22 protein-coding genes and 1 pseudogene are annotated in these 21,749 nt (G+C 72.7%); 7 read left to right on the top strand and 16 right to left on the bottom strand.

Going from position 1 to position 21,749, the window contains the following annotated elements; translation table 11 throughout:
• The first annotated feature begins 4 nt into the window (after positions 1-4).
• Positions 5-685 carry a DUF305 domain-containing protein gene (locus IE286_RS01545; RefSeq protein WP_189794710.1) on the top strand — a complete coding sequence of 227 codons (681 nt, stop codon included), beginning with the start codon at positions 5-7 and terminating at the stop codon, positions 683-685.
• 174 nt (positions 686-859) lie between these two features.
• Here IE286_RS01545 and IE286_RS01540 read toward each other — a convergent pair whose 3' ends face one another.
• The 4 genes from IE286_RS01540 to IE286_RS01525 form a co-directional block, all read right to left on the bottom strand.
• A complete protein-coding gene (locus IE286_RS01540) occupies positions 860-1,156 on the bottom strand; it encodes a hypothetical protein (RefSeq protein ID WP_189794709.1) in 297 nt (98 codons plus the stop codon).
• 173 nt (positions 1,157-1,329) lie between these two features.
• Positions 1,330-2,550 carry an ornithine--oxo-acid transaminase gene (gene rocD, locus IE286_RS01535; RefSeq protein ID WP_189794708.1) on the bottom strand — a complete coding sequence of 407 codons (1,221 nt, stop codon included), beginning with the start codon at positions 2,548-2,550 and terminating at the stop codon, positions 1,330-1,332.
• Positions 2,547-3,371, bottom strand: coding sequence for a dimethylargininase (gene ddaH / locus IE286_RS01530; protein ID WP_189794707.1), 825 nt, complete (start codon positions 3,369-3,371; stop codon positions 2,547-2,549). Before ddaH ends, rocD begins: the two co-directional genes overlap by 4 nt.
• Before the next feature lie 121 nt (positions 3,372-3,492).
• Entirely contained in the window at positions 3,493-3,996 is a 504-nt protein-coding gene (locus tag IE286_RS01525; RefSeq protein ID WP_189794706.1) for an Lrp/AsnC family transcriptional regulator, read from the bottom strand.
• A gap of 88 nt (positions 3,997-4,084) precedes the next feature.
• Between IE286_RS01525 and IE286_RS01520 the strand changes: the two genes are divergently transcribed.
• The 4 genes from IE286_RS01520 (at position 4,085) to IE286_RS01505 (ending at position 8,258) form a co-directional block, all read left to right on the top strand.
• The gene (locus tag IE286_RS01520) at positions 4,085-4,840 is read left to right on the top strand and encodes a LytR/AlgR family response regulator transcription factor (RefSeq protein WP_189794705.1); all 756 of its coding nucleotides are present in this window, start codon (positions 4,085-4,087) and stop codon (positions 4,838-4,840) included.
• 37 nt (positions 4,841-4,877) lie between these two features.
• The gene (locus tag IE286_RS01515) at positions 4,878-5,234 is read left to right on the top strand and encodes a hypothetical protein (RefSeq protein WP_189794704.1); all 357 of its coding nucleotides are present in this window, start codon (positions 4,878-4,880) and stop codon (positions 5,232-5,234) included.
• Positions 5,235-5,316: 82 nt separating this feature from the next.
• Positions 5,317-7,047 carry a sodium/solute symporter gene (locus tag IE286_RS01510; protein WP_189794703.1) on the top strand — a complete coding sequence of 577 codons (1,731 nt, stop codon included), beginning with the start codon at positions 5,317-5,319 and terminating at the stop codon, positions 7,045-7,047.
• A complete protein-coding gene (locus tag IE286_RS01505; protein ID WP_189794702.1) occupies positions 7,044-8,258 on the top strand; it encodes a sensor histidine kinase in 1,215 nt (404 codons plus the stop codon). The genes IE286_RS01510 and IE286_RS01505 overlap by 4 nt, the downstream gene beginning before the upstream one ends.
• A gap of 31 nt (positions 8,259-8,289) precedes the next feature.
• Here the strand turns inward: IE286_RS01505 and IE286_RS01500 are convergent, their stop codons facing one another.
• The 5 genes from IE286_RS01500 to IE286_RS01480 form a co-directional block, all read right to left on the bottom strand.
• The gene (locus IE286_RS01500) at positions 8,290-8,460 is read right to left on the bottom strand and encodes a hypothetical protein (protein WP_189794701.1); all 171 of its coding nucleotides are present in this window, start codon (positions 8,458-8,460) and stop codon (positions 8,290-8,292) included.
• A 129-nt stretch (positions 8,461-8,589) separates the two neighbouring features.
• Positions 8,590-9,540: a cytochrome c oxidase assembly protein gene (locus IE286_RS01495; protein ID WP_189794700.1), complete on the bottom strand. Its 951-nt coding sequence runs from the start codon at positions 9,538-9,540 to the stop codon at positions 8,590-8,592.
• 135 nt (positions 9,541-9,675) lie between these two features.
• Entirely contained in the window at positions 9,676-10,701 is a 1,026-nt protein-coding gene (locus tag IE286_RS01490; protein WP_189794699.1) for a 6-phosphofructokinase, read from the bottom strand.
• A gap of 311 nt (positions 10,702-11,012) precedes the next feature.
• Complete coding sequence (locus IE286_RS01485) at positions 11,013-11,741, bottom strand: type 1 glutamine amidotransferase (RefSeq protein ID WP_189794698.1); 729 nt, start codon at positions 11,739-11,741, stop codon at positions 11,013-11,015.
• A gap of 20 nt (positions 11,742-11,761) precedes the next feature.
• Positions 11,762-13,000, bottom strand: coding sequence for a MurT ligase domain-containing protein (locus IE286_RS01480; protein ID WP_189794697.1), 1,239 nt, complete (start codon positions 12,998-13,000; stop codon positions 11,762-11,764).
• A 181-nt stretch (positions 13,001-13,181) separates the two neighbouring features.
• On the opposite strand from IE286_RS01480, the gene def reads away from it, so the two are divergent.
• Entirely contained in the window at positions 13,182-13,727 is a 546-nt protein-coding gene (gene def / locus IE286_RS01475) for a peptide deformylase (RefSeq protein ID WP_189794696.1), read from the top strand.
• Between the two features lie 100 nt (positions 13,728-13,827).
• Here the strand turns inward: def and IE286_RS01470 are convergent, their stop codons facing one another.
• Positions 13,828-14,472, bottom strand: a complete 645-nt coding sequence (locus tag IE286_RS01470) for a TetR/AcrR family transcriptional regulator (protein WP_189794695.1) — start codon at positions 14,470-14,472, stop codon at positions 13,828-13,830.
• Between the two features lie 176 nt (positions 14,473-14,648).
• On the opposite strand from IE286_RS01470, the gene IE286_RS01465 reads away from it, so the two are divergent.
• Positions 14,649-15,875: an acyl-CoA dehydrogenase family protein gene (locus IE286_RS01465; RefSeq protein ID WP_189794694.1), complete on the top strand. Its 1,227-nt coding sequence runs from the start codon at positions 14,649-14,651 to the stop codon at positions 15,873-15,875.
• 135 nt (positions 15,876-16,010) lie between these two features.
• On the opposite strand, the gene IE286_RS01460 is transcribed toward IE286_RS01465, so the two are convergent.
• The 6 genes and pseudogenes from IE286_RS01460 to IE286_RS01435 all read right to left on the bottom strand — a co-directional run bounded on the left by IE286_RS01460 (position 16,011) and on the right by IE286_RS01435 (position 21,684).
• Complete coding sequence (locus IE286_RS01460; protein WP_189794693.1) at positions 16,011-16,223, bottom strand: hypothetical protein; 213 nt, start codon at positions 16,221-16,223, stop codon at positions 16,011-16,013.
• 232 nt (positions 16,224-16,455) lie between these two features.
• Complete coding sequence (locus tag IE286_RS01455; protein WP_372462531.1) at positions 16,456-16,989, bottom strand: cupin domain-containing protein; 534 nt, start codon at positions 16,987-16,989, stop codon at positions 16,456-16,458.
• A 41-nt stretch (positions 16,990-17,030) separates the two neighbouring features.
• The gene (locus IE286_RS01450) at positions 17,031-18,350 is read right to left on the bottom strand and encodes a cytochrome P450 (RefSeq protein ID WP_189794691.1); all 1,320 of its coding nucleotides are present in this window, start codon (positions 18,348-18,350) and stop codon (positions 17,031-17,033) included.
• Positions 18,347-19,414, bottom strand: a pseudogene (locus tag IE286_RS01445) (type III polyketide synthase); the annotation flags it as partial. The gene IE286_RS01450 and the pseudogene IE286_RS01445, both read right to left, overlap by 4 nt.
• A 619-nt stretch (positions 19,415-20,033) precedes the next feature.
• Positions 20,034-20,273 carry a DUF6213 family protein gene (locus tag IE286_RS01440; RefSeq protein WP_125497622.1) on the bottom strand — a complete coding sequence of 80 codons (240 nt, stop codon included), beginning with the start codon at positions 20,271-20,273 and terminating at the stop codon, positions 20,034-20,036.
• Between the two features lie 25 nt (positions 20,274-20,298).
• Positions 20,299-21,684, bottom strand: a complete 1,386-nt coding sequence (locus IE286_RS01435) for an NADP-dependent succinic semialdehyde dehydrogenase (protein ID WP_189794689.1) — start codon at positions 21,682-21,684, stop codon at positions 20,299-20,301.
• Between the last annotated feature and the right edge of the window lie 65 nt (positions 21,685-21,749).

The following is a 21,749-nucleotide window of genomic DNA, read 5'->3' as shown; positions in this document are numbered from 1 at the left end:
AACCATGAAGACCCGTTCCCTCCCGCTTCGCCGTACCCGCCTCGGCCGGACCACCGCCGTGGCTGTCCTCGCGGCCGCCGCACTGTTCCTCACCGCCTGCGGCGGCGGGGACGACACCGCGTCCTCCGCGCACGCGGGCCACAGTGCGAGCGCGACCGCGCCGACCGCGCGGAGCGACCACGACGCCCACGACGTGACGTTCGCCCAGCAGATGATCCCGCACCACCGGCAGGCGGTCGCCATGGCGGAGCTCGCCCCGGCCCGGGCGCGGTCCCAGCAGGTCAAGGACCTCGCCGAAAAGATCAAGAAGGCGCAGGACCCGGAGATCACCACCATGTCCGGCTGGCTGAGGACCTGGGGCGAGCAGGTGCCGGAGGACGACGGTGCCGACGGCATGGCGGGCATGGACGACATGGCCGGCATGGACCACTCGGGCCACCCCGCCTCGCCCATGCCCGGCGTGATGGACCACTTCGACATGGAGAAGCTCAAGAAGCTGTCCGGCGCGGACTTCGACCGGGCGTTTTTGCAGATGATGGTCGAGCACCACGAGGGCGCGCTCACCATGGCGCGCGCCGAACAGAGCGACGGCACCTACGCCCCGGCCCGCACGCTGGCCGCGTCCGTCGTCGCCACGCAGACGGCGGAGATCGCGGAGATGAAGAAGCTGCTGGGCGACCAGTAGAAGAGCCGGTCCGCGGGACTGTCCCCCCTCACGGGCCGGCCCGTGTCCCGGCCGCACACAGAAGACAGGAGCCGACGGGCCGCGTCGGCTCCCGTCCCCGTCCGCCCGCGCGGGAAGGGGCAACCCGCAGCGCCCACCGGCCGTAGGCCACCGCCCCAGAACGCCCCGGGACCGTCAGCGGACGCCGCGGTCGTCCCGGCCCGGCCTGCCGCCTCCGGCACGGCCGTAGGGCGCCGCGAGCCGGTGGGAGTGCCGGCGGTGCGTCGCGGCGGCGGCCATCAGGGACAGCCCCAGGCAGAAGATCAGGGCGAGTGCGAGCCCGGAGGCGAAGATGGCGAGGGCGTTCAGCGTGACGATCTCGTTGCCCAGGATGGACACCGTGTACTGGGGTCCGCCCGTCAGATTCCCGGCGATGGCGAGACCGGTGAACGCGCCCGCGGCCGCGAGGAGGAGCAGGCCAAGAAGCAACATCGCAGTCATCTCCTCAGACAGTGCCGTCGCACCGCCGGGTACCCGCATCGCGTCTGGTCAACGAGGCGGCCTGCGGCACGGTCCGGGCCGCGGGGAACGGCGGTCCGGGCCGCGGGGAACGGCGCGGACCCGGCCGGAGATCCGGGCGTCCCGGCCGGGTCCGCGTCACATCGTCAGGCGGCCAGCACCCTCGCCAGCGAGGCGAGGGCCTCGCGCAGTTCGGTCTCCGTCACGGTCAGCGGCGGGGCCAGCCGGATCGTGGAGCCGTGGGTGTCCTTGACGAGGATGCCCTCCGCCAGCAGCCGTTCGCTGATCTCCCGGCCGGTGCCGAGCGCCGGGTCGACGTCCACGCCCGCCCACAGCCCGCGCGCCCGGAAGGCGACCACGCCCCGTCCGAGCAGCGCCTGCAGCTCCTCGCGCAGCACCACGCCCAGCTCGGCGGCCCGGCGCTGGAAGTCGCCCGTCTCCAGCAGGTCCACCACCGCCGTGCCGACCGCGGCGGCCAGCGGATTGCCGCCGAACGTCGAGCCGTGCTCGCCCGGCCGCAGCACCCCGAGCACGTCCCGGCGGCCCACCACCGCCGACACCGGCACGATGCCGCCGCCCAGCGCCTTGCCGAGCAGCACCAGGTCCGGCACCACACCCTCGTGGTCGACGGCGAGGGTGCGCCCGGTGCGGCCCAGGCCGGACTGGATCTCGTCGGCCACGAACAGGCACCCGGCCCGGCGGGTCAGCTCCCGGACCCCGGTGAGATAACCGTCGTCGGGGACGATCACGCCTGCCTCGCCCTGGACCGGCTCGATCAGCACCGCCGCCGTGGTGTCGTCGATCGCGGCCTCGAGCGCGGCCAGGTCGTTGTACGGGACGATCCGGAAACCCGGCGTGAACGGCCCGAAGCCCGCCCGTGCCGTCTCGTCCGTGGAGAACCCGACGATCGTCGTCGTCCGCCCGTGGAAGTTGCCCTCGGCGACCACGATCGTCGCCCGGTCCGCGGGGACGCCCTTGACCTCGTACGCCCACTTGCGGGCGACCTTGATGCCGCTCTCCACGGCCTCCGCGCCGGTGTTCATCGGCAGCACCATGTCCTGCCCGGTCAGCCGCGCCAGCCGCTCGGCGAACGCGGCGAGCCGGTCGTTGTGGAAGGCGCGCGAGGTCAGGGTGAGCCGGTCGAGCTGCGCACGGGCGGCGTCGATCAGCGCGGGGTGCCGGTGGCCGAAGTTGAGGGCCGAATAGCCGGCCAGCATGTCGAGGTAGCGGCGGCCCTCCACGTCCTCCACCCAGGCGCCCTCCGCCCGGGCGACGACGACGGGCAGCGGATGGTAGTTGTGCGCGAGGACCGGCTCCTCGGCCCGGATCAGCTCGTCCGAGGTACGGGTGTCAGCGGGTGCGGTCATGAGCGGATCTCCTGGGTGCAGCACTTGATGCCGCCGCCGGCCTTGTGGAACTCGGACAGGTCGACGGGGACGGGGACGTAGCCGCGCTCGGCGAGCCGGCCGATCAGGGTGGTGGCGCCGGGCGAGACGAAGACATGCCGTCCGTCGCACACGGAGTTCAGCCCGAAGGCCATCGCGTCCTCGCGGGTCGCGGTCACCGCGTCCGGGTAGAGCCGGGCGAGCACCTCGCGGCTGCCGGGGGAGAACGCCTCCGGGTAGTAGGCGATGTTCTCCGCGCCGGCGGTGTCGTCCAGGACGAACAGGGCCGTGTCCAGGTGGTAGAAGTACGGGTCCGTCAGTGTCAGGGAGATCACGGCCGTGCCCAGGTACTCCTGCGCCTCCTGATGGGCCTCACGGGTGGTGCGGAAGCCGGTGCCGGCCAGGATCCAGCGGCCGGCCGGCACGAAGTCGCCCTCGCCCTCGCACACCGACTCCGGCCGGTAGACGTCGAAACCCGCCGACTTGAACCAGGTGTCGTACGGGAGGGACTCCGGGCGCCGCTCGGGCGCCTTGAACAGAGAGCCGAACACCCGGCCGCCGACGGTCACCGCCGCGTTCGCGGCGAAGACCATGTCCGGCAGGCCCGGCACCGGCTCCACCGTCTCCACGGTGTGCCCGTGCGCGCGGTAGGCGTCGACCAGCGCCCTCCACTGGGCCAGGGCCCGGCCGGTGTCCACGGGACGCTCCGGATGCATCCACGGGTTGATCGCGTACTGCACGGCGAAGTGTCTGGGTTCGCAGACGAGAAAGCGCCGTCGGCGCGGCACACGGGAGTCGGACACGAAGGGGTTCCTCCGCTTCCATGGTCGTCTCAGGGTTGAGACCACGGTAGAAAGCGACCGATACGCTCGACAAGGAACGAAAGCTGCGTGTCCGTGCAGCGATGCTGCGACTTTCCGCGGCTCAGCGCACTTCTGCTGCGTCGTCGGGGGCTGCGTGGCTGGCCCCGGCCTCCGGGCTCTCGGGCAGCAGATGGGACAGCACCATCACACTGATGGTCTTGCGGATGAACGGCTCGGTGCGGATCCGCTCCAGCACCTCCTCGAAGTGCTCCACGTCCCGCGCCCGCACATGCAGCAGCGCGTCCGCACCGCCGGTCACGGTCATCGCCGCCGTGATCTCCGGATGGTTGCGCACCACCTGCGCCAGCCGCCGGGGCGGCGCCGCGCCCTCGCAGTACACCTCCACGTACGCCTCCGTGCGCCACCCGAGCGCCGACGGTTTCACCGTGGCCGTGAACCCGGTGATCACGCCCGTCTCCCGCAGCCGGTCCACCCGGCGCTTGACCGCCGTCGCGGACAGGCCGATCTCCGCGCCGATCTCGGCGAAACTGCGGCGGGCGTTCGCCATCAGCGCGGTGAGGATCTTCCGGTCGAGGTCGTCGAACGGTGCCGGCCTGCTGTTCATGCGGGCACTGTATCCAGCCCCGATCCGCCACGAACCTCCCCGACGGACACGTGTTCACGGCCGCCCGTCGCCCCTACACTCCACGTTCATGCTGCGCGCCCTCGCCGTCGACGACGAACGCCCCTCGCTGGAGGAACTGCTCTATCTGCTCGACGCCGACCCACGGATCGCCTCGGTGGAGGGGGCCGGCGACGCCACCGAGGCGCTGCGCCGCCTCAACCGGGCGATCGCCTCCGGCCCGGACGGCCCCGACGCCCTCGACGTCGTCTTCCTCGACATCCAGATGCCCGGCCTGGACGGCCTGGACCTGGCCCGGCTGCTCTCCGGGTTCGCCGCGCCCCCGCTGATCGTGTTCGTCACCGCCCACGAGGACTTCGCCGTGCAGGCGTTCGACCTCAAGGCCGTCGACTACGTCCTCAAACCCGTGCGCGCCGAGCGGCTCGCCGAAGCCGTCCGCCGCGCCGCCCGGCTGCGCGAGGCGGTCCCGCCCATCCCCGTGAGCGAACCCGACCCCGACCAGCTGCCCGTCGGACTCGGCGGTGTCACCCGCTTCGTCGCGGTCGACGACATCACCCACGTCGAGGCGCAGGGCGACTACGCCCGCCTGCACACCGCCCACGGCTCCCATCTCGTGCGCATCCCGCTGTCCACGCTGGAGGAACGCTGGCGCGCCCGCGGTTTCGTCCGCATCCACCGCCGCCACCTCGTCGCCCTGCGCCACATCACCGAACTCCGCCTGGACGCCGGGTCGGTGAGCGTCCGGGTCGGCACCGAGGAACTCCAGGTGAGCCGGCGCCACGCGCGCGAGCTGAAACAGCTGCTGATGCGCCGGTCCATCCGCTGAGGAAAGGCACCCGCCATCTGTTTTAGAAAGGCACCCGATGCCGCAGGACGCCACCGGACGCCGGGTCGTCGTCACCGGCCCCCCGCGCCGCACCCGCCGGGTCCCCGGCCAGGCCCGGCCGCGCACCGAGATAGCCGAGCAGACCGCCCTCGGCCACACCTACGTCCGCTCCCTGATGCGCAGCCAGCTGCGCACCGCGCTCACCGTGTTCGCGGTGCTCGTGCTGATGGTGGGCCCGCTGCCGCTGGTGTTCGCGGCCGCCGAGGGCCGCCGGATCACCTTCGTGGTCCTCGGCTTCGGCCTGTACGCCCCGCTGGTGCTGCTCGCCCGCTGGTACGTGCGCCGGGCCGAACGCAACGAACACGACTTCGTCCGGCTCGTCGAGGACCGCTAGACCGCCAGAAGACCGCTGGAGGCCCGCCGAGCACCGTACAGGACCGCGCCGAGCACCGCCGAGGACCCCTGGGACCGCCGCAGTGAACTCCGCCTACACCGTCCCCGCCGTCGCCCTGGTCGCCGTGGCCACCGCCTTCGTCGGCGCCTTCGGCCTGCGCATCTCCCGCACCACCTCCGACTTCTACGTCGCCTCCCGCACCGTCGGCCCGCGTCTGAACGCGGCCGCCATCAGCGGCGAGTACCTCTCCGCCGCCTCCTTCCTCGGCGTCGCCGGACTGGTCCTGCTCCAGGGCCCGGACATGCTGTGGTACCCGGTCGGCTACACCGCCGGATACCTCGTCCTGCTGCTGTTCGTCGCCGCCCCGCTGCGCCGCTCCGGCGCCTACACCCTGCCCGATTTCGCCGAGGCCCGCCTGGCCTCCCGGGGTGTGCGGAGGCTCGCCGGCGTCTTCGTCGTCGGCGTCGGCTGGCTGTACCTGCTGCCCCAGCTGCAGGGCGCCGGGCTGACCCTGGCGGTGCTCACCGGGGCGCCGGACGCGCTCGGCGCGGTGATCGTCGCCGTGGTCGTGGTGGCCACGGTCGCCGCCGGCGGCATGCGCAGCATCACCTTCGTACAAGCCTTCCAGTACTGGCTGAAACTGACCGCGCTGCTCGTCCCCGCCCTGTTCCTGCTCCTCGCCTGGCAGCACGACGGCGCTCCCCGCCACCCCTTCGCCGAACCGGCCGCCTTCCGCGACCAGCGCACCGTCCGCGTCGACGACACCCTGGACCTGCGCCTGGACGCTCCGCTCACCGTCACCGTCGACGGCACCGTCGACGGCCGCGCCCACCACGACCGGACGGTCACCCTGCCCGCCGGACCGCACCGCGTGACGGCCGGCACCCGCCTCACCTTCCCGGAGGGCGCACAGGTGCCCGAGGCAGAACCCGTCCGTCCGGGCACGGCCACCGCCTCACCGGCCGCGGGAGCCGAGCAGCGCCCGCTGTACGCGACGTACGGTCTGATCCTCGCCACCTTCCTCGGCACCATGGGGCTGCCGCACGTCGTGGTCCGCTTCTACACCAGCCCGCACGGTGTCGCCGCCCGCCGCACCACCGTGGCCGTGCTCGCCCTGACCGGAGCCTTCTACCTGCTGCCCCCGCTGTACGGCGCCCTCGGCCGCCTCTACACCCCCGAGCTGGCCCTCACCGGCAAGGCCGACGCCGCCGTGCTGCTGCTGCCCGAGCGGATGATCGGCGGCGCCGGCGGCGACCTGCTCGGCGCGCTGGTCGCGGGCGGCGCCTTCGCCGCGTTCCTGTCCACCGCCTCCGGGCTGGCGATCGCCGTGGCCGGCGTCCTCACCCAGGACATGCTGCCCGGGCGCGGCGCCCTGCCCGCCCGCGCCGTGCGCCGCTTCCGGCTCGGCACGGTGCTCGCCGTCGCCGTGCCCCTCGTCGCGAGCGTCCCGGCCGGCAGCCCGCCCGTCGCCGACGCGGTCGGCCTGGCCTTCGCCGTGTCCGCCTCCTCCTTCTGCCCGCTGCTTCTCCTCGGCATCTGGTGGCGGCGGCTCACTCCGCCCGGCGCGGCCGCCGGGATGCTCGCCGGCGGCGGGGGAGCGCTGCTCGCGGCCGGCGCGACCATGGCCGGCCTGACCGGGCCCGGGCCACTGCACACCCTGCTCGCCTGGCCCGCCCTGTGGTCGGTGCCGCTGGGCTTCCTCACCATGATGCTGGTCTCCCTCGCCACCCCGGGCCGCGTCCCGGACGGCACGGCCGCCGTCCTGGCCCGGCTGCACCTGCCCGAGCAGCTGCGCACCCAGGCCGCATCGTGAGCGGGTTCGCCGCCGGGCTGTGCGCGGCCGTGCTGCCGCTGCTCGCCGCCGGCTTCTGGCTGGGCCGGCGCACCGCCCGCCCGCCCGGCCCGGGCGACCTCGGCACCCCCGTCGAGCACGCCACCTTCCGGACCCTGCACACCGCCTCGCTCGCCGCGCCGCCGCTGCGGGCCGGGCTGACCGAGGAGACCGCCCGCAAGTCCGCCCGCCGGCTGCGCTCCCTGCTCGGCACCGACGCGCTGTGCCTCACCGACAACACGCGCGTCCTGGTCTGGGACGGCGTGGGCGCCCACCACCGCACCGAGATCATCAAGCGGATCGCCGGCCCGCTCGACACCGGCCGCGGGGAGGTCTTCCGCCTCACCTGCCGGGCCCCCGACTGCCCGGTGCGCTGGGCCGTCGTCGCCCCGCTGACCGTGGACGACCGCGTGCACGGCGCCCTGGTCGCCTGCGCGCCCCGCGAGTCCGCCGTGCTGGCCCGGGCCGCGGCCGAGGTCGCCCGCTGGGTCTCCGTCCAGCTGGAACTCGCCGAGCTCGACCGCTCCCGCACCCGGCTCATCGAGGCCGAGATCAGGGCGCTGCGCGCGCAGATCTCCCCGCACTTCGTCTACAACTCGCTCTCGGTGATCGCCTCGTTCGTGCGCACCGATCCCGAACGCGCCCGCGAGCTGCTGCTGGAGTTCGCCGAGTTCACCCGCTACTCCTTCCGCCGGCACGGCACCTTCACCACGCTGGCGGACGAACTGCACGCCATCGAGCAGTACCTCTCCCTGGCCCGGGCCCGCTTCGGCGACCGCCTCGCCGTCACCCTGCAGATCGCGCCCGAGGTGCTCCCGGTCACCCTGCCGTTCCTGTGCCTTCAGCCGCTGGTGGAGAACGCCGTCAAGCACGGCCTGGAGGGCAGGGCCGGCACCTGCCACATCCAGATCACCGCGCAGGACGCCGGCGCCGAGGCGCTGGTCGTGATCGAGGACGACGGCGCCGGGATGGACCCGGATCTGCTGCGCCGCATCCTCGCCGGGGACGAGAGCCCCTCCGGCGGCATCGGGCTGTCCAACGCCGACGACCGGCTGCGGCAGGTCTACGGCGACGACCACGGACTGGTCATCGAGACCGCGCCCGGAGCCGGCATGAAGATCACCGTCCGGCTGCCGAAGTACCAGCCGGGCGTGCACTCCTCCGGGCACCTCGGGCAGCTCGGCCAGGACTGAGAGGCGGGGCGGAGCGCGCCTCCCCGGGGCGTCATCTGCCGTGGAGGAGCATCAGGCACAGGGTGACCAGTCCGAGCACCACCCAGCCGAACCACAGCCAGCCGTTGCCGCCGAGCGCCACCGTGTACGCCGTCACCGCGACCAGGGAGCCCACCGTGAGCGCCCCCATGGTCCGCGTGGCACCGTCCGTCGAACCGGGCATCGCAGGCACCTTCCTCGTGGGTGGATCCGCGGGAGCCGAGCCACTCCATGGTGCCGCGATTCCCCCGTCCGGGCGGTGCCGGTGCGGGGGAATCGCGCGAGGAAAGATGTGCCGCGGCCGGCCCGGGCGTCAGTTGCCGCGGGCGTGGAGCGAGGCGAGGTAGGCGTTGTACGCCTCCAGCTCCTTGTCGCCGTCCCGGTCCGCGGCCCGGTCCTTGCGCCTGGCCTGCCGCTGCTCGGAGCGGTACCACTGGAACAGCAGCGCCAGCAGCACCAGCACGGACGGGACCTCGCTGAAGGCCCAGGCGATGCCGCCGGCCGCGCTCTGGTCGGACAGGGCCTCGATGCCGAGGGAGGCGGGCGGGTGCCGGAAGGTGTCCACCATGGGCGTGGACCCCATCATCAGCGCGATGCCGAAGAACGCGTGGAACGGCATGCCCGCGAACAGCTCCAGCATCCGCATCAGGTACCCGGGGCGGTGCGGGCCCGGGTCCACGCCCATGATCGGCCAGAAGAACACCACACCGACCGCGAGGAAGTGCACCATCATCGCGATGTGCCCCGTCTTGGAGCCCATCAGGAAGTCGAACAGCGGGGTGAAGTACAGCGCGTACAGGCTCGCGATGAACACCGGGATGGTGAACCCGGGGTGGGTGACGACCCGCACGTACCGGCTGTGCAGCAGCGCCAGCAGCAGCTCCCGCGGCCCCTTGCGGCCCCGGCCCGCCGGCGGCAGCGCCCGCAGCGCCAGGGTGATCGGGGCGCCCAGGAGGACGAGGATCGGCGAGAGCATGCTGATCACCATGTGCTGGACCATGTGCACGCTGAACATGACCATGCCGTAGTCGTTCAGCGCGGTGCACATCATCAGGCCCACGGTCAGCACACCGACGACGAAGGACACCGTCCGGCCCACCGGCCAGGCGTCGCCGCGCCGCCGCAGCCGCACCACGCCCCAGCCGTACAGCACGAGCGCGAGCACGCAGGCCACCAGGAAGAACGGGTCCGCGGACCACTGCAGTCCACGTCCCAGCGTGAACGGCGGCAGATCCGCCATCATGCCGTGCCCGCTGTGATCCATCCGCCGGCTCCTGATTCGTGGGGGTATGTGCTCTCCGACCACAGCTGGAGGCATCCGCAGCTGTCCGTCCGCACCCAGATTAGAGGCGCCCCCGGCCGCGACCGCGACCGGGGGCGGGATGAGGCGCGGGGTGTCCTACAGCACGCAGTCCGCTTCGGCGTAGCGCTTTGCCGGCACCGTCTTGAGGGTCTGAACGGCCTCGGCCAGCGGCACCGTGACGATGTGGGTGCCGCGCAGCGCCGTCATCCGGCCGAACTCGCCGCGGTGCACCGCCTCGACGGCGTGCCAGCCGAAACGGGTGGCCAGCACCCGGTCGTAGGCCGTCGGGGTGCCGCCGCGCTGGACGTGTCCGAGGATGACCGGACGCGCCTCCTTGCCCAGGCGCCGCTCCAGCTCCACGGCGAGCTGTCGGGCGACACCGGCGAACCGCTCGTGGCCGTAGATGTCCGTGCCGCCCTCGTCGAAGTCCATCGTGCCGGGCTTGGGCTTGGCACCCTCGGCGGCCACCACGATGGCGAACCGCTTGCCCGCCGCGAACCGCTCGCCGACCTTCCGCGTCAGCTCCTCGATGTCGAAGGGCCACTCCGGCACCACCACGGCGTGCGCGCCGGCCGCCATCCCGGACTGCAGCGCGATCCAGCCGGTGTGCCGGCCCATGACCTCCACGATCAGCACCCGCTGGTGCGACTCGGCGGTGGTCTTCAGCCGGTCCAGGGCCTCGGTGGCGACGGTCACGGCCGTGTCGAAGCCGAAGGTGACGTCCGTGGCGGCGATGTCGTTGTCGATGGTCTTGGGCACACCGACGATCGGCAGGCCGGCGTCCGACAGCAGCCGGGCCGCCTTCAGGGTGCCCTCGCCGCCGATCGGGATGATCGCATCCAGTCCCAGGTCCTGGACATGGCCCTTGGCCCGCTCCACGCCGCCCCGCAGATGCTCCGGGCGGACCCGGGAGGAGCCGAGGATGGTGCCGCCGCGGGAAAGGATGCCGCCGACCGCGTCGAGGTCGAGCTTGAGGTAGTCGCACTCCAGGAGGCCCTTCCAGCCGTCGCGGAAACCGATGACCTCGTCGCCGTGGTCGGCGACGGCACGGTGCACGACAGACCGGATGACGGCGTTCAGGCCGGGGCAGTCGCCGCCGGACGTGAGGACACCAATGCGCATAGCCCGATATACCTTCTCCGCAGGGGCTGGGGACCGGACCGCCCTGTCCGGCTCGATCCCCGCCACCCTAGCGGCATCCGGGGCCCTGTCAGCACCGTGCGTCCGCCTGCTGGACGGCCCTGCTCACCTGTGCATACGTCCCGTCAGACGGGCTCTGGCAGCGTGCCGGCAGGCCGGTTCCGCGAGCACCTGAGGCGGCCGCCGCCCGGACCCGGGGGCCGCGGTCGCACACACACCGGCGCCCGCCCGGCAGCCCTCGCGGGAACCTGCCGGGCGGGCGCCGTCACACGCTCCGGGGCACTCGGCCCGCGTCACGCGGCCTGCTGCGCGGCCGCGATGCGCTCCTGGCGCAGCGCCTCGTACCAGTGGTCGTCGACCGGCGGCAGCGCGTTGACGTCCAGGGCCAGCTTCAGCAGCAGGTCCGCGATCTGCGGGTTGCGGGCCAGCACCGGGCCGTGCATGTACGTGCCGAAGACGGTGTCGTTGTACGCACCCTCCGTGCCGTCGCCCGTGCCGTTGCCCCGGCCGATGCGGACCTGCGCCAACGGCCGGGCCGTCGGACCCAGGTGGGTGACGCCCTGGTGGTTCTCGAAGCCGGTGAGCGGCGGCAGGCCGAGCTGCGGGTCGATGTCCGCCAGCACGTCGCCGACGCACCGCTCGCCCTCGCCGCGCATCGACACCACGTCCAGCAGGCCCAGGCCCGGCTCGCGCTGGCCGAGGTCGTTGACGAACTCGTGGCCGAGGATCTGGTAGCCGGCGCACACCGCGAAGACGATCGCGCCGTTCTGCACCGCCTGGTACAGGTGGCCGTCACGGCGCAGCCGCTCGGCGGCCAGCCGCTGCGGCCGGTCCTCGCCGCCGCCGATCAGGTAGATGTCGCCGGAGGTGGGGATCGGCTGGTCGCTGCGCACGTCGAGACGGGCCACGTCCAGGCCCCGCTGCCGGGCCCGCCGCTCCACGACGAGCACGTTGCCCTGGTCGCCGTAGGTGCTCAGCAGGTCCGGGTAGACCCACACCACCCGCAGTTGGTTGTCGCTCATGAAGTCGTCGTCCTTTTCGGTCAGTTGCCGACGCGGCGGCGCAGGTCCTGGAACGCGGTGTAGTTGGCGATGACCTCGATCCGTCCGGGCGGGGCCTGCTGGACGGCCTGTTCGAGGCTGTCGCAGACCTGGAACTGCTGGTTCGCGACCTCCAGGCGCACCGCGAGGTCCAGCTTGCGGTCGCCGAGCACGAAGAGCGGGTGGCCGGTCAGACGGGTGTAGTCGACGTCCCACAGCCAGGAGGTGTCGGTGCCGTCGGCGCTGCGCGCGTTCACGGACAGGATGACCGGTGCGGGTGCCGGGTCGATCAGCGAGAAGGTCTCCAGCCAGCCGGCCGGGTTCTTCGCCAGCAGCAGGCGCAGGTCGCGGCCCTGGAACTGCACCACGTCGTAGCGTCCGGCGACCGCCTGCACCTGGTACATCCGCTCCAGGGCGACCTGCGGCGGCACCCCGAAGACGGCGGCGACGGCCGCGGAGGACGCGGCGTTGGCCTTGTTGGCGCGGCCCGGCAGCTGCAGGTGGATGGGCCAGGCGGACCCGTGCGGGTCCAGCACGTGGTCGCCGGAGAGCGCCCAGCTGGGCGTGGGCCGGCGGAAGCCGCACTCGTGGCAGTACCAGTCGTCGCCCGGGCGCTGCAGCACGCCGCCGCAGGACGGGCAGGACCAGGCGTCGTCCTTCCACATCTGCCCGGCCGCCACCCAGATCACGTTGGGGGATGAGGAGGCGGCCCACACCACCAGCGGGTCGTCGCAGTTGGCCACGATCACCGCCTTGGACCCGGCCAGTCCCTCGCGCCAGTTCTCGGCGAGCATCCGGGTCTCCGCCGCACGGTCCAGCTGGTCGCGGGAGAGGTTGAGCAGGGCGATGCACTTGGGTTCGGTGTCCCGGGCCACGGCCGCGAGGTACTTCTCGTCGACCTCGATCACCCCGAACTTCGCGTCCGTGCCGCCCGCCAGGGCCGAGGTGATGCCGGCGGGCATGTTGGCGCCGAGCGCGTTGGAGGCCACCGGGCCGGCCGCCCGCAGCGCCTCCGCGATGAGCCGGGTGGTGGTCGTCTTGCCGTTGGTCGCCGACACCAGGACCACGTCGAGGTTCTGCGCAAGCCGGCGAAGCAGGTCGGGGTCGAGCTTGAGCGCCACCCGGCCGCCGATCACCGAACCGCTGCCGCGCCCCGCGGCGCGCGATGCCGCAGCGACCGCCTTGCCTGCGGTCACGGCCAGCTTGGCCCGCGGCGTGAGCGGGTCCGAGTTGCCTGCCATCAGTTCTCGATCCTCCTTGCGTACGCGCCGCGCCTGAGCCGTCCGGCAGCGATGTGGGCATCAGCCTATCGAGATCCGATCGTGCTCCCGAATCCCGCCGCCGTCACGGCGACCACGGTTCCGGCGCCGTCCCAGGGGCCACGCGCCGGCCGTCGCCCACCGGAACCGTACCCTTGCCGCCATGCGACACCGCTCCATCCCGGGCGCACGCGGGCGCGTGAGGCCTCTCACCCTGCTCGGCGACGCCACCCTGCACGCCCCGTGCCGCGAGGTCACCTCCTTCGGTCCTGAACTCACCGCTCTCGTCGAGGACTTGTTCGCCACCATGTACGCGGCGCGCGGGGTCGGGCTGGCCGCCAACCAGGTGGGCGAGGACTTGCGCGTGTTCGTCTACGACTGCCCCGACGACGAGGACGTGCGGCACCTCGGGCACGTGGTCAACCCGCGCCTGGTGTCGGTGGACGGAGTCGCGGTGCGCGGCCCGGAGGGCTGTCTGTCGCTGCCCGGTCTGGAGGCCGGCACCGAGCGGTACGACGAGGCGGTGGTGGAGGGCTTCACGGTGACCGGCGAGCCCGTCACCGTGCGCGGCACGGGCTTCTTCGCCCGCTGTCTGCAGCACGAGTGCGACCATCTGGACGGCCGGCTGTACGTGGACCGTCTCCCCGACCGGCGCAGGCGCAGGGTGCTCCGCCGGGCGGCCAGGACCGAGTGGGGCAGGCGCGGCTGACGGCGCGTGCGGTCCGCGGCACCAGGCCGGGACGGCGAGCCCGGTGACGTCGTCCGGCCGTGCCGCCTGCGGGCCAACGACGCGATGCCGTGGACGCGGCCTAGAACCCGGGGCTGTCCGTCTTGTCGTCGACCGCGGCGAGGCGGCCCCACAGCAGGTCGGCGAGGCCGCGGACCAGCTCCGCCCGGGAGCAGGGGCGCTCGCCCAGCCACCAGTCGCCGGCCGCGTGCATCATGCCGACGATGCCGTGGCCCCACACCCGGGCCAGCTGCCGGCTGCCCGGCCCCAGGTCCAGGCGCTCCTCGATGACCTGGGCCAGTTCCTCGCCCATGCGGCGCAGCAGCGGCGCGGAGTGCTTGCCGACGTCGAAGCCCTGGTCGCTGCCCTGGCCGCCCTCCGCCGGGTGCATCAGAAAGCGGTAGACCTGCGGACGGGCCTCGATGGCCGCGAGATAGGTGTCCAGCGTGGACTCCACCCGCTCGCGCCGCTCCGCGGGCGCGTCCAGCGCGGCCCGCAGCGAGTCGAGCAGGGCGTCGGTGTGGCGCTGGGCGAGCGCCGCGTACAGGCCGCCCTTGTCGCCGAAGTGGCGGTAGAGGATCGGCTTGGTGATGCCGGCCTCGGCGGCGATGGCGTTCATCGAGGCCTGCGGGCCGTCGCGCAGCACCACCCGGTCGGCGGCCTCCAGCAGCTCGCGCCGTCGACGGTCGGCGGACCGCTGCCGGTCGGTGCGCTGCGTGGTGTCCATGAGCTCTCCCCACCCGTGCTGAATCGGTGACGCCTGCGCAACGTAACACCAACCGGCCCTCCGGCCTCGAACGGGCCGCAGCGACCTGCGGGATCATGCGGCATTTGACTTTTCCTACTGGTCGGTAACACAGTACGGTTACCGCAAGTAACAGCCGGTGTGCCACTGGAGGGGTCATGGCGGAGTTCACCATGGAGCTGAACGACGAGCAGAAGGAGGTGCGGGACTGGCTGCACGGCTTCGCCGCCGATGTCATCCGCCCGGCCGCCGCCGAATGGGACGAGCGCGAGGAGACCCCCTGGCCGATCATCCAGGAGGCCGCCAAGGTCGGCATCTACTCCCTCGACTTCTACGCCCAGCAGTACTTCGACCCCACCGGCTTGGGCATCCCCATGACGATGGAGGAGCTGTTCTGGGGAGACGCCGGCATAGCCCTGTCCATCGTCGGCACCGGTCTGGCCGCCGTCGGCGTCCTCGCCAACGGCACCGAGGAGCAGATCGGCACCTGGATCCCGCAGATGTACGGCGACCCGAACGACGTCAAGGTCGCCGCCTTCTGCTCCTCCGAGCCCGACGCCGGCTCCGACGTCGCCTCGATGCGCACCCGTGCCGTCTACGACGAGGCCAAGGACGAGTGGGTGCTCAACGGCACCAAGACCTGGGCGACCAACGGCGGTATCGCCAACGTCCACGTCGTCGTCGCCTCCGTCGACCCCGAGCTGGGCTCCAAGGGGCACGCCTCCTTCATCGTCCCGCCGAACACGCCGGGCCTGTCCCAGGGCCAGAAGTTCAAGAAGCACGGCATCCGCGCCTCCCACACCGCCGAGGTGATCCTCGACAACGTGCGCGTCCCCGGCTCCTGCCTGCTCGGCGGCAAGGAGAAGCTGGACGAGCGCCTGGCCCGCGCCCGGGAGAAGGCCAAGAGGGGCGGCGAGCGTGTGAAGAACGCGGCGATGGCCACCTTCGAGGCCTCCCGCCCGGCCGTCGGCGCGATGGCCGTGGGCACCGCTCGGGCCGCGTACGAGGTCGCCCTCGACTACGCCAAGACCCGCGAGCAGTTCGGCCGGCCGATCATCGACAACCAGGGCGTCGCCTTCCAGCTCGCCGACATGCGCACCCAGATCGACGCCGCCCGCCTGCTGGTGTGGCGCGCCTCCTGGATGGCGATCAACGGCAAGCCGTTCACGTCCGCCGAGGGCTCGATGTCCAAGCTCTTCGCCAGCGAGACCGCGAAGAAGGTCACCGCCCAGGCGATCCAGATCCTCGGCGGCAACGGCTACACCCGGGAGTACCCGGTGGAGCGGATGCACCGCGACGCGGCCATATACACCATTTTCGAGGGCACGAGCGAGATCCAGCGGCTGGTGATCTCCCGCACGCTCTCGGGCATGCCCATCCGCTAGCGGACCGTGCACGGCGACGCGGCCCTCCCCGCCCGCGGGAGGGCCGCTGCCGTCTGCTCCAGGCGGCTGTCCAGGCTGCGCGGGTGCGCCCCGCGGCGCGGGGCCGCGGGGCGCTGGGTGGCTTGCGGATGCGGTTCAGTCGACCGGCTCGCCGTCGTGCGTACCGCCGACACACAGGTTGCCCGGCTCGTCGATCGCGGCCCGTCCGCCGCCCTGCTCGCACTCGCTGGGGGTGACGACGGACGGCACACCCTGCGGGGCGGCGGTGGCGGTGGCGGCACCGGTCAGGCCGGCGCCGGCGAGGGCTGCCGCGGCGACGGCGGCGGCGAGGATTCGTCGGTTGCGCATGTGCTTCCCCTTTCGGGATGACCTCGATGGGGCACTAGCCAGCGTCATCCGCGCCCCTGACGGGTGCCCGTCACGTTCCGCCGTTCGGGTGACCGCGGTGAGACCGTGCCCCCCGTCGGGCACCGGGCGAGGCGGATCCTTCACGCTCCGTGGGCCTTTCCTCAGCGACCGGCCGGGAGCTTCCGTGCGAGGGCCGGGGCGCGCACGCCCCGGCCCTCGTCCCCGTCGTCCGCTAGCGGTGCCGGAGCGGGGTCAGCTGCTCGATGTCGTAGCGCTTGCGCAGCGCCTCGATGGCCTCGCGGTCCGGCGGACCCCCGTCACGCAGGATCTCCAGCAGTTCCTCGAAGTACCGCTCGTGGTCGGGGGGCGGAGAGGCCTGGAAGAACATCTTCGCCGGCGTCTCCGTCGGATTGGCGAACGCGTGCGGACAGCCCGGGGGCACGACGATCACCGTGCCCGGGGTCGCCCGCACCACGCGCCGCCCCGAGGGGGACTCCCACGACTGCCAGTGGTCCGGGGTGCGCACCCGCGGTTCGAAGGCGAGCACGTCCAGCTCGCCCTCCAGCACGTAGAACAACTCCTCGCTGCGCGTGTGCACATGGGCGCCCACGTCGAAACCCGGCGGGACCTCCACCTCGAAGGTGGAGGCCATGCGCGAGTGCGAGCCGGTCACCTTGAACGTCACACGCTGCGCGGGTGTCTCCACGACGCGGCCGTGGCCGGGCGGCACCAGCAGCCCCTCCACCGGCGGGGTCGGAGAATCCACGGCCGTCGTCCTCACGGGTTCGTCGGTCGCCGTCATCGCACTCACCACGCCACAGGCAGGGCCTCGGGACCACGGATCAGCGCGCCCTTGCGGAACGGCACCTGATCCGGCGGCACCGCCAGCCGCAAGGCCGGCAGCCGGTCCAGCAGGGCGTCGACCAGCAGCTGCGCCTCCATCCGGGCCAGCCGGCCGCCCGGACAGTAGTGCGGGCCGAAGCCGAACGCCACATGCGGGTTCGGGCTGCGCGAGACGTCGATCCGGTCCGGATCCGGGAAGACCTCCGGGTCGCGGTTGGCGGCCAGGTACGACACGTACACCGCCTCGCCGGCCCGGATCCGCACCCCCGCGAGCTCCACGTCCTCCAGCGCGATCCGGGACAGCCCGACGGCGTTGCGGTGCGGGATGTACCGCAGCAGCTCGTCGATGGCCCCGGGGCGGATCGCCGGATCGGCACGCAACCGGTCGGCCAGCTCGGGACGGGTGAGCAGGATGTAGAACATCTGCCCGCTGTTGTTGGTGACCGCCTCGCCGCCGATCTGCAGCAGCACCGCCAGACCCACGGCCTCCGCCACGGTCACCTCACCCCGCGCCACGGCTCTGCCGAGCAGTGAGGCGACGTCCTCACCGGTGGTGTCGACGCGGGCGTCGATCAGTTCGGCGAAGTACTCGCTCATCTCCTTCTTGGCCCGCTCGCTCACCTCCGCGCCGTGCGCGGAGGACAGGATCAGCTGGGTCCAGGTGTGCATGGCCTCCCGGTCGGCCGGCGGCACCCCCATCAGCTCGCAGATCACCGCGATCGGGAAGGGGCCTAGCACGTCACGGGTGAGGTCGGCGGGCGGACCGGCCGCCTCCAGCGCGTCGACCAGCTCGTCCAGCATCCGCCGTGCGCTGTCCCGCACCCGCTCCACGCCCCGCGCCGTGAACGCGGGCGCCACCGCGCGGCGCAGCCGGGTGTGGTCGGGCGGGTCCAGGAGGCCGACCGCGCCACGGGAGGGGATGAAGTGCGGGGCGAGCCGGGTGACCTGCCGGTCCATCACCGCCTCACGGCTGAAGCGGGGATCGTTGGTGACCGTCCTGACGTCCCGCATCCGGGTCACCAGCCACGCCCAGCCCTCGCCGTGGGGCAGCTTGATGCGGGTGACCGGGCCCTGCTCCATCAGGTCGGCCAGCACCGGGTCGAAGTCCACCCCGGTCAGGTCGAACACCGGCCAGTACCGCACCGGCGGCAGGGCGGCGGTGGCCTCGTCGGCGGGCGCCTGCCCGGTGAGGAGCGGGCACGCGGCCGGTGTCTGCCCGTCCGGCGGCCCCGTGGGCAGCGCCTCGTCCACGGCCGCCTTGCCGACCAGCGGCTCCGCGGTCATGCCGCACCTCCGTCCTGCCAGGTGCCGAGGCTCATCTCGGCGGTGATGCCGGGGCCGAATCCGGCGAGCAGGCCACGGTCCTGGTGCTGCGCGCCGCCCTCGTCGAACAGCCGGCGCAGCGCGTCCAGGACGACGGCGCTGGCTATGTTGCCGTACTCGGTGAGCGTGGCCCGGCTGAACCGGAACGCGTGCGGGTCGACGTGCAGGAACTTGCTGAGGTCGTCCAGGATGCGCGGCCCGCCCGCGTGGATGACGTAGAAGTCCAGCTCTGACGCGTCCCACCGGTGCATCCTGGCGAGGTCCCGCAGCGCGGGGGCGAGCGGTTCCATGGTGGTGGGCACCCGCTTGTCCAGCAGGAAGTGGAAGCCGGTCTCCCGGACGTCGTACGCGATCCAGTCCTCGGTCTTGGGGATCAGGTACGAGCCGTTGCGTTCCAGGTGGACACCGGTGCCGCCGGTGCCGCGGACCACGGCGGCGGCGATGCCGTCGCCGAACAGGCCGTTGGACAGCAGGGAGCCGACACCCAGATCGGTGGGCTGGTAGCACAGCGAGCAGAACTCGCAGGCCACGATGAGCGCGTTGGCCTCCGGGTACGCGGAGCAGAAGTCGTGGGCCCGGTTGATCGCCGCACCGCCGGCCGCGCAGCCCAGCTGGGCGATGGGCAGCTGGCGGGTCGTCGAGTCGAAGGCCATCTCGTTGATCAGCCACGCCGTCAGCGAGGGCATCATGAAGCCCGTGCACGAGACGTAGATGATCACGTCGATGTCGGTGGGCAGGAGCTCCGCGTCGTCCAGCGCCCGCCGGACGACCGCGGGGACCCGGGCCTTCGCCTCCTGCTCGTAGAGCTTGTTGCGCTGCTCGAAGCCGGGGTGCTTCAGGGTTTCCTCGATGGGTTGCACGATGTGCCGGGTACGCACGCCGGTGTTCTCGATCAGCCGGAGGGCCAGCGGGAGTTGCGGGTGGTCCGCGTGGCGGGAGCGTGCGAGCTCCAGCGTTTCCTCCATCGTGATCACGTGCTCTGGAACGGACACCGAAGGTCTGCACAAAGTCGCCATGAGCCGTGCCTGCTTTCGCCTTCCGGAAGGCCGGTAGCCCCCCGGTCAGAGGGTTGTGCACCCAGAAGGGTGGTCCACCCACGATCACCCGGAAGAGCGATGATCTCTCGCGGGACTACTCCGTTCCGGGGAGTCCGGGACGGCGCCGCAGGGTGTCCTGACGGGGTGCGCGGCAGCGGGCACGGTGGCTGACACGGCAGCATCGCCGCAGGTCGGAGGCGTTCGTCGGAGTGTGCGGGCGGCGCCCAAGCCGTGGCACCGGGTGCCGCCCGCCGAGGCACGCCGGGTCAGGCGGCGCGGGCCGTGGACACGGCCGGGCGGCAGCCGGACGAGCGGCGCGGCGCCCCCGGATGCGGGGACGGAGGGGATGAACGGCGGAAGTAGAGCGACGGGGCCGGTCGCGGGGTGCGATGCGGGGGAGCCGGCTGAGCGACGGGCGCGGCAAGGCGCCGCGGGGAACGCCGACGGAGTCGTGACGGGGGAGCGCCGGGCGCCGCGCGGGGCGGTGACGGGGCAGTACGCGGCGGCGACGGCGGACGCGCGGGGCGGTGACGGGGCCCGTGCAGGAAAGCCGCGGGCGGCCCGGGAGCGGATCGAGGAGCGGGCGGCAGGGCAGGGGGCGTGGGGTCTAGCCGGACGCGGCCCCGCTGCTGTGCGCGATGCAGGCCACGTCGATCCGGTCGGCCAGCTTGGCCAGCTCGATGGTCAGCGCGGCCACCGTGTCCTCGTCGAGCCCCTCCTGCCCGGCCTCCACCAGGCGCAGCCACCGGCCGCCCACCGTCCGCAGCAGCTTGCTCACGTCGGCCGCGGCCACCTGCAGCTCGCCGCGGTTGTCGACGATCAGAGGGAGAGTCACTTCGCGGTTCACAGCACCGATCGTAGCCGCGGAAGGCTCACGCCCCGTGCCATACGGTGGTGATGTTGCAGAACTCCCGGATCCCGTGTCCGGACAGCTCACGCCCGTATCCGGACCGCTTCACACCCCCGAACGGAAACGCCGGGTGAGAGGCGGTCATCCCGTTGACGTACACTCCGCCGGCCTCCAGATCCCGCACGAACCGGTCGACCTCCTCCTCGTCGCGGGTCCACACGTTCGAACTCAGTCCGAACGAGGTGTCGTTGGCGATCAGGATCGCCTCGTCCAGGTCCTGGGCGCGGTACAGCGTGGCGACCGGACCGAAGGCCTCCTCACGGTGGATGCGCATCTCGCGGGTGACCCCGCCGAGCACGGTCGGGGGGTAGTACCAGCCGGGGCCTTCGGGGCGCTCGCCGCCGCACAGTACCCGCGCCCCGCCACGCCGGGCGTCGTCGACGAGTTCCTCCAGGTCGGCGCGGCCGCGCTCGCTGGACAGCGGCCCGATGTCGGTGTCCTCCTCCATCGGGTCGCCCATGCGCAGCGCCCGCATGCCGGCCACGAACCGCTCGGTGAAGGCGTCGTAGACATCGGTGTGGACGATGAAGCGCTTGGCGGCGATGCAGGACTGGCCGTTGTTCTGCACCCGGGCGGTCACCGCCACCCGGGCCGCGCGGTCGAGGTCGGCGGAGGGCATCACCACGAACGGGTCGCTGCCGCCCAGCTCCAGCACCGTCTTCTTGACCATCTCCCCGGCTGTGGAGGCCACCGCACGGCCGGCCGGTTCGCTGCCGGTCAGCGTGGCCGCCCGCACCCGCTCGTCGCGCAGGACCTCGTCGACGGCGCCGGAGCCGATCAGCAGGGTCTGGAAGCAGCCCTCGGGAAAGCCCGCGCGGTGGAACAGGTCCTCCAGGTACAGGGCGGTCTGCGGCACGTTCGAGGCGTGCTTGAGCAGGCCGACGTTGCCGGCCATCAGCGCGGGCGCCGCGAACCGCACCACCTGCCACAGCGGGAAGTTCCACGGCATCACCGCCAGCACCGGGCCGAGCGGCCGGTAGCGGACCAGGGCCCGCACCGCGCCGGAGTCCTTCACATCGGCGGCCGCGGGTTCCTCGTCGGCGAGGAGTTCCTGGGCATGCTCGGCGTACCAGCGCATCGCCTTGGCGCACTTCGCGGCCTCCGCGCGGGCCTGGGCGACCGGTTTGCCCATCTCGCAGGTGATGGTCCGGGCGATCTCCTGCTGGTCGTCGTCCAGCAGACCGGCGGCCCGCTGCATCCGCCGCGCCCGCTCGGCGAAGGACGTCGTGCGGTAGGTGCGGAAGGTGGCCTCGGCCAGCTGCAGGCGGCGCTCGATCTCCTCCTCGTCCATGGCCTCGAACGTCCGCAGCGTCTCCCCGGTGGCCGGGTTCACCGTGGCGATGGGCATGGCTGACCTCCCTGGCAGCGGGCTTGTCTCGACCCTCGCGCGCCGTGCCCGCGGCCGCAACGCGT

This window comes from Streptomyces thermodiastaticus (assembly GCF_014656135.1).
Taxonomy (GTDB): domain Bacteria; phylum Actinomycetota; class Actinomycetes; order Streptomycetales; family Streptomycetaceae; genus Streptomyces; species Streptomyces thermodiastaticus.
This window is presented reverse-complemented; position numbering and strand designations above follow the sequence as displayed.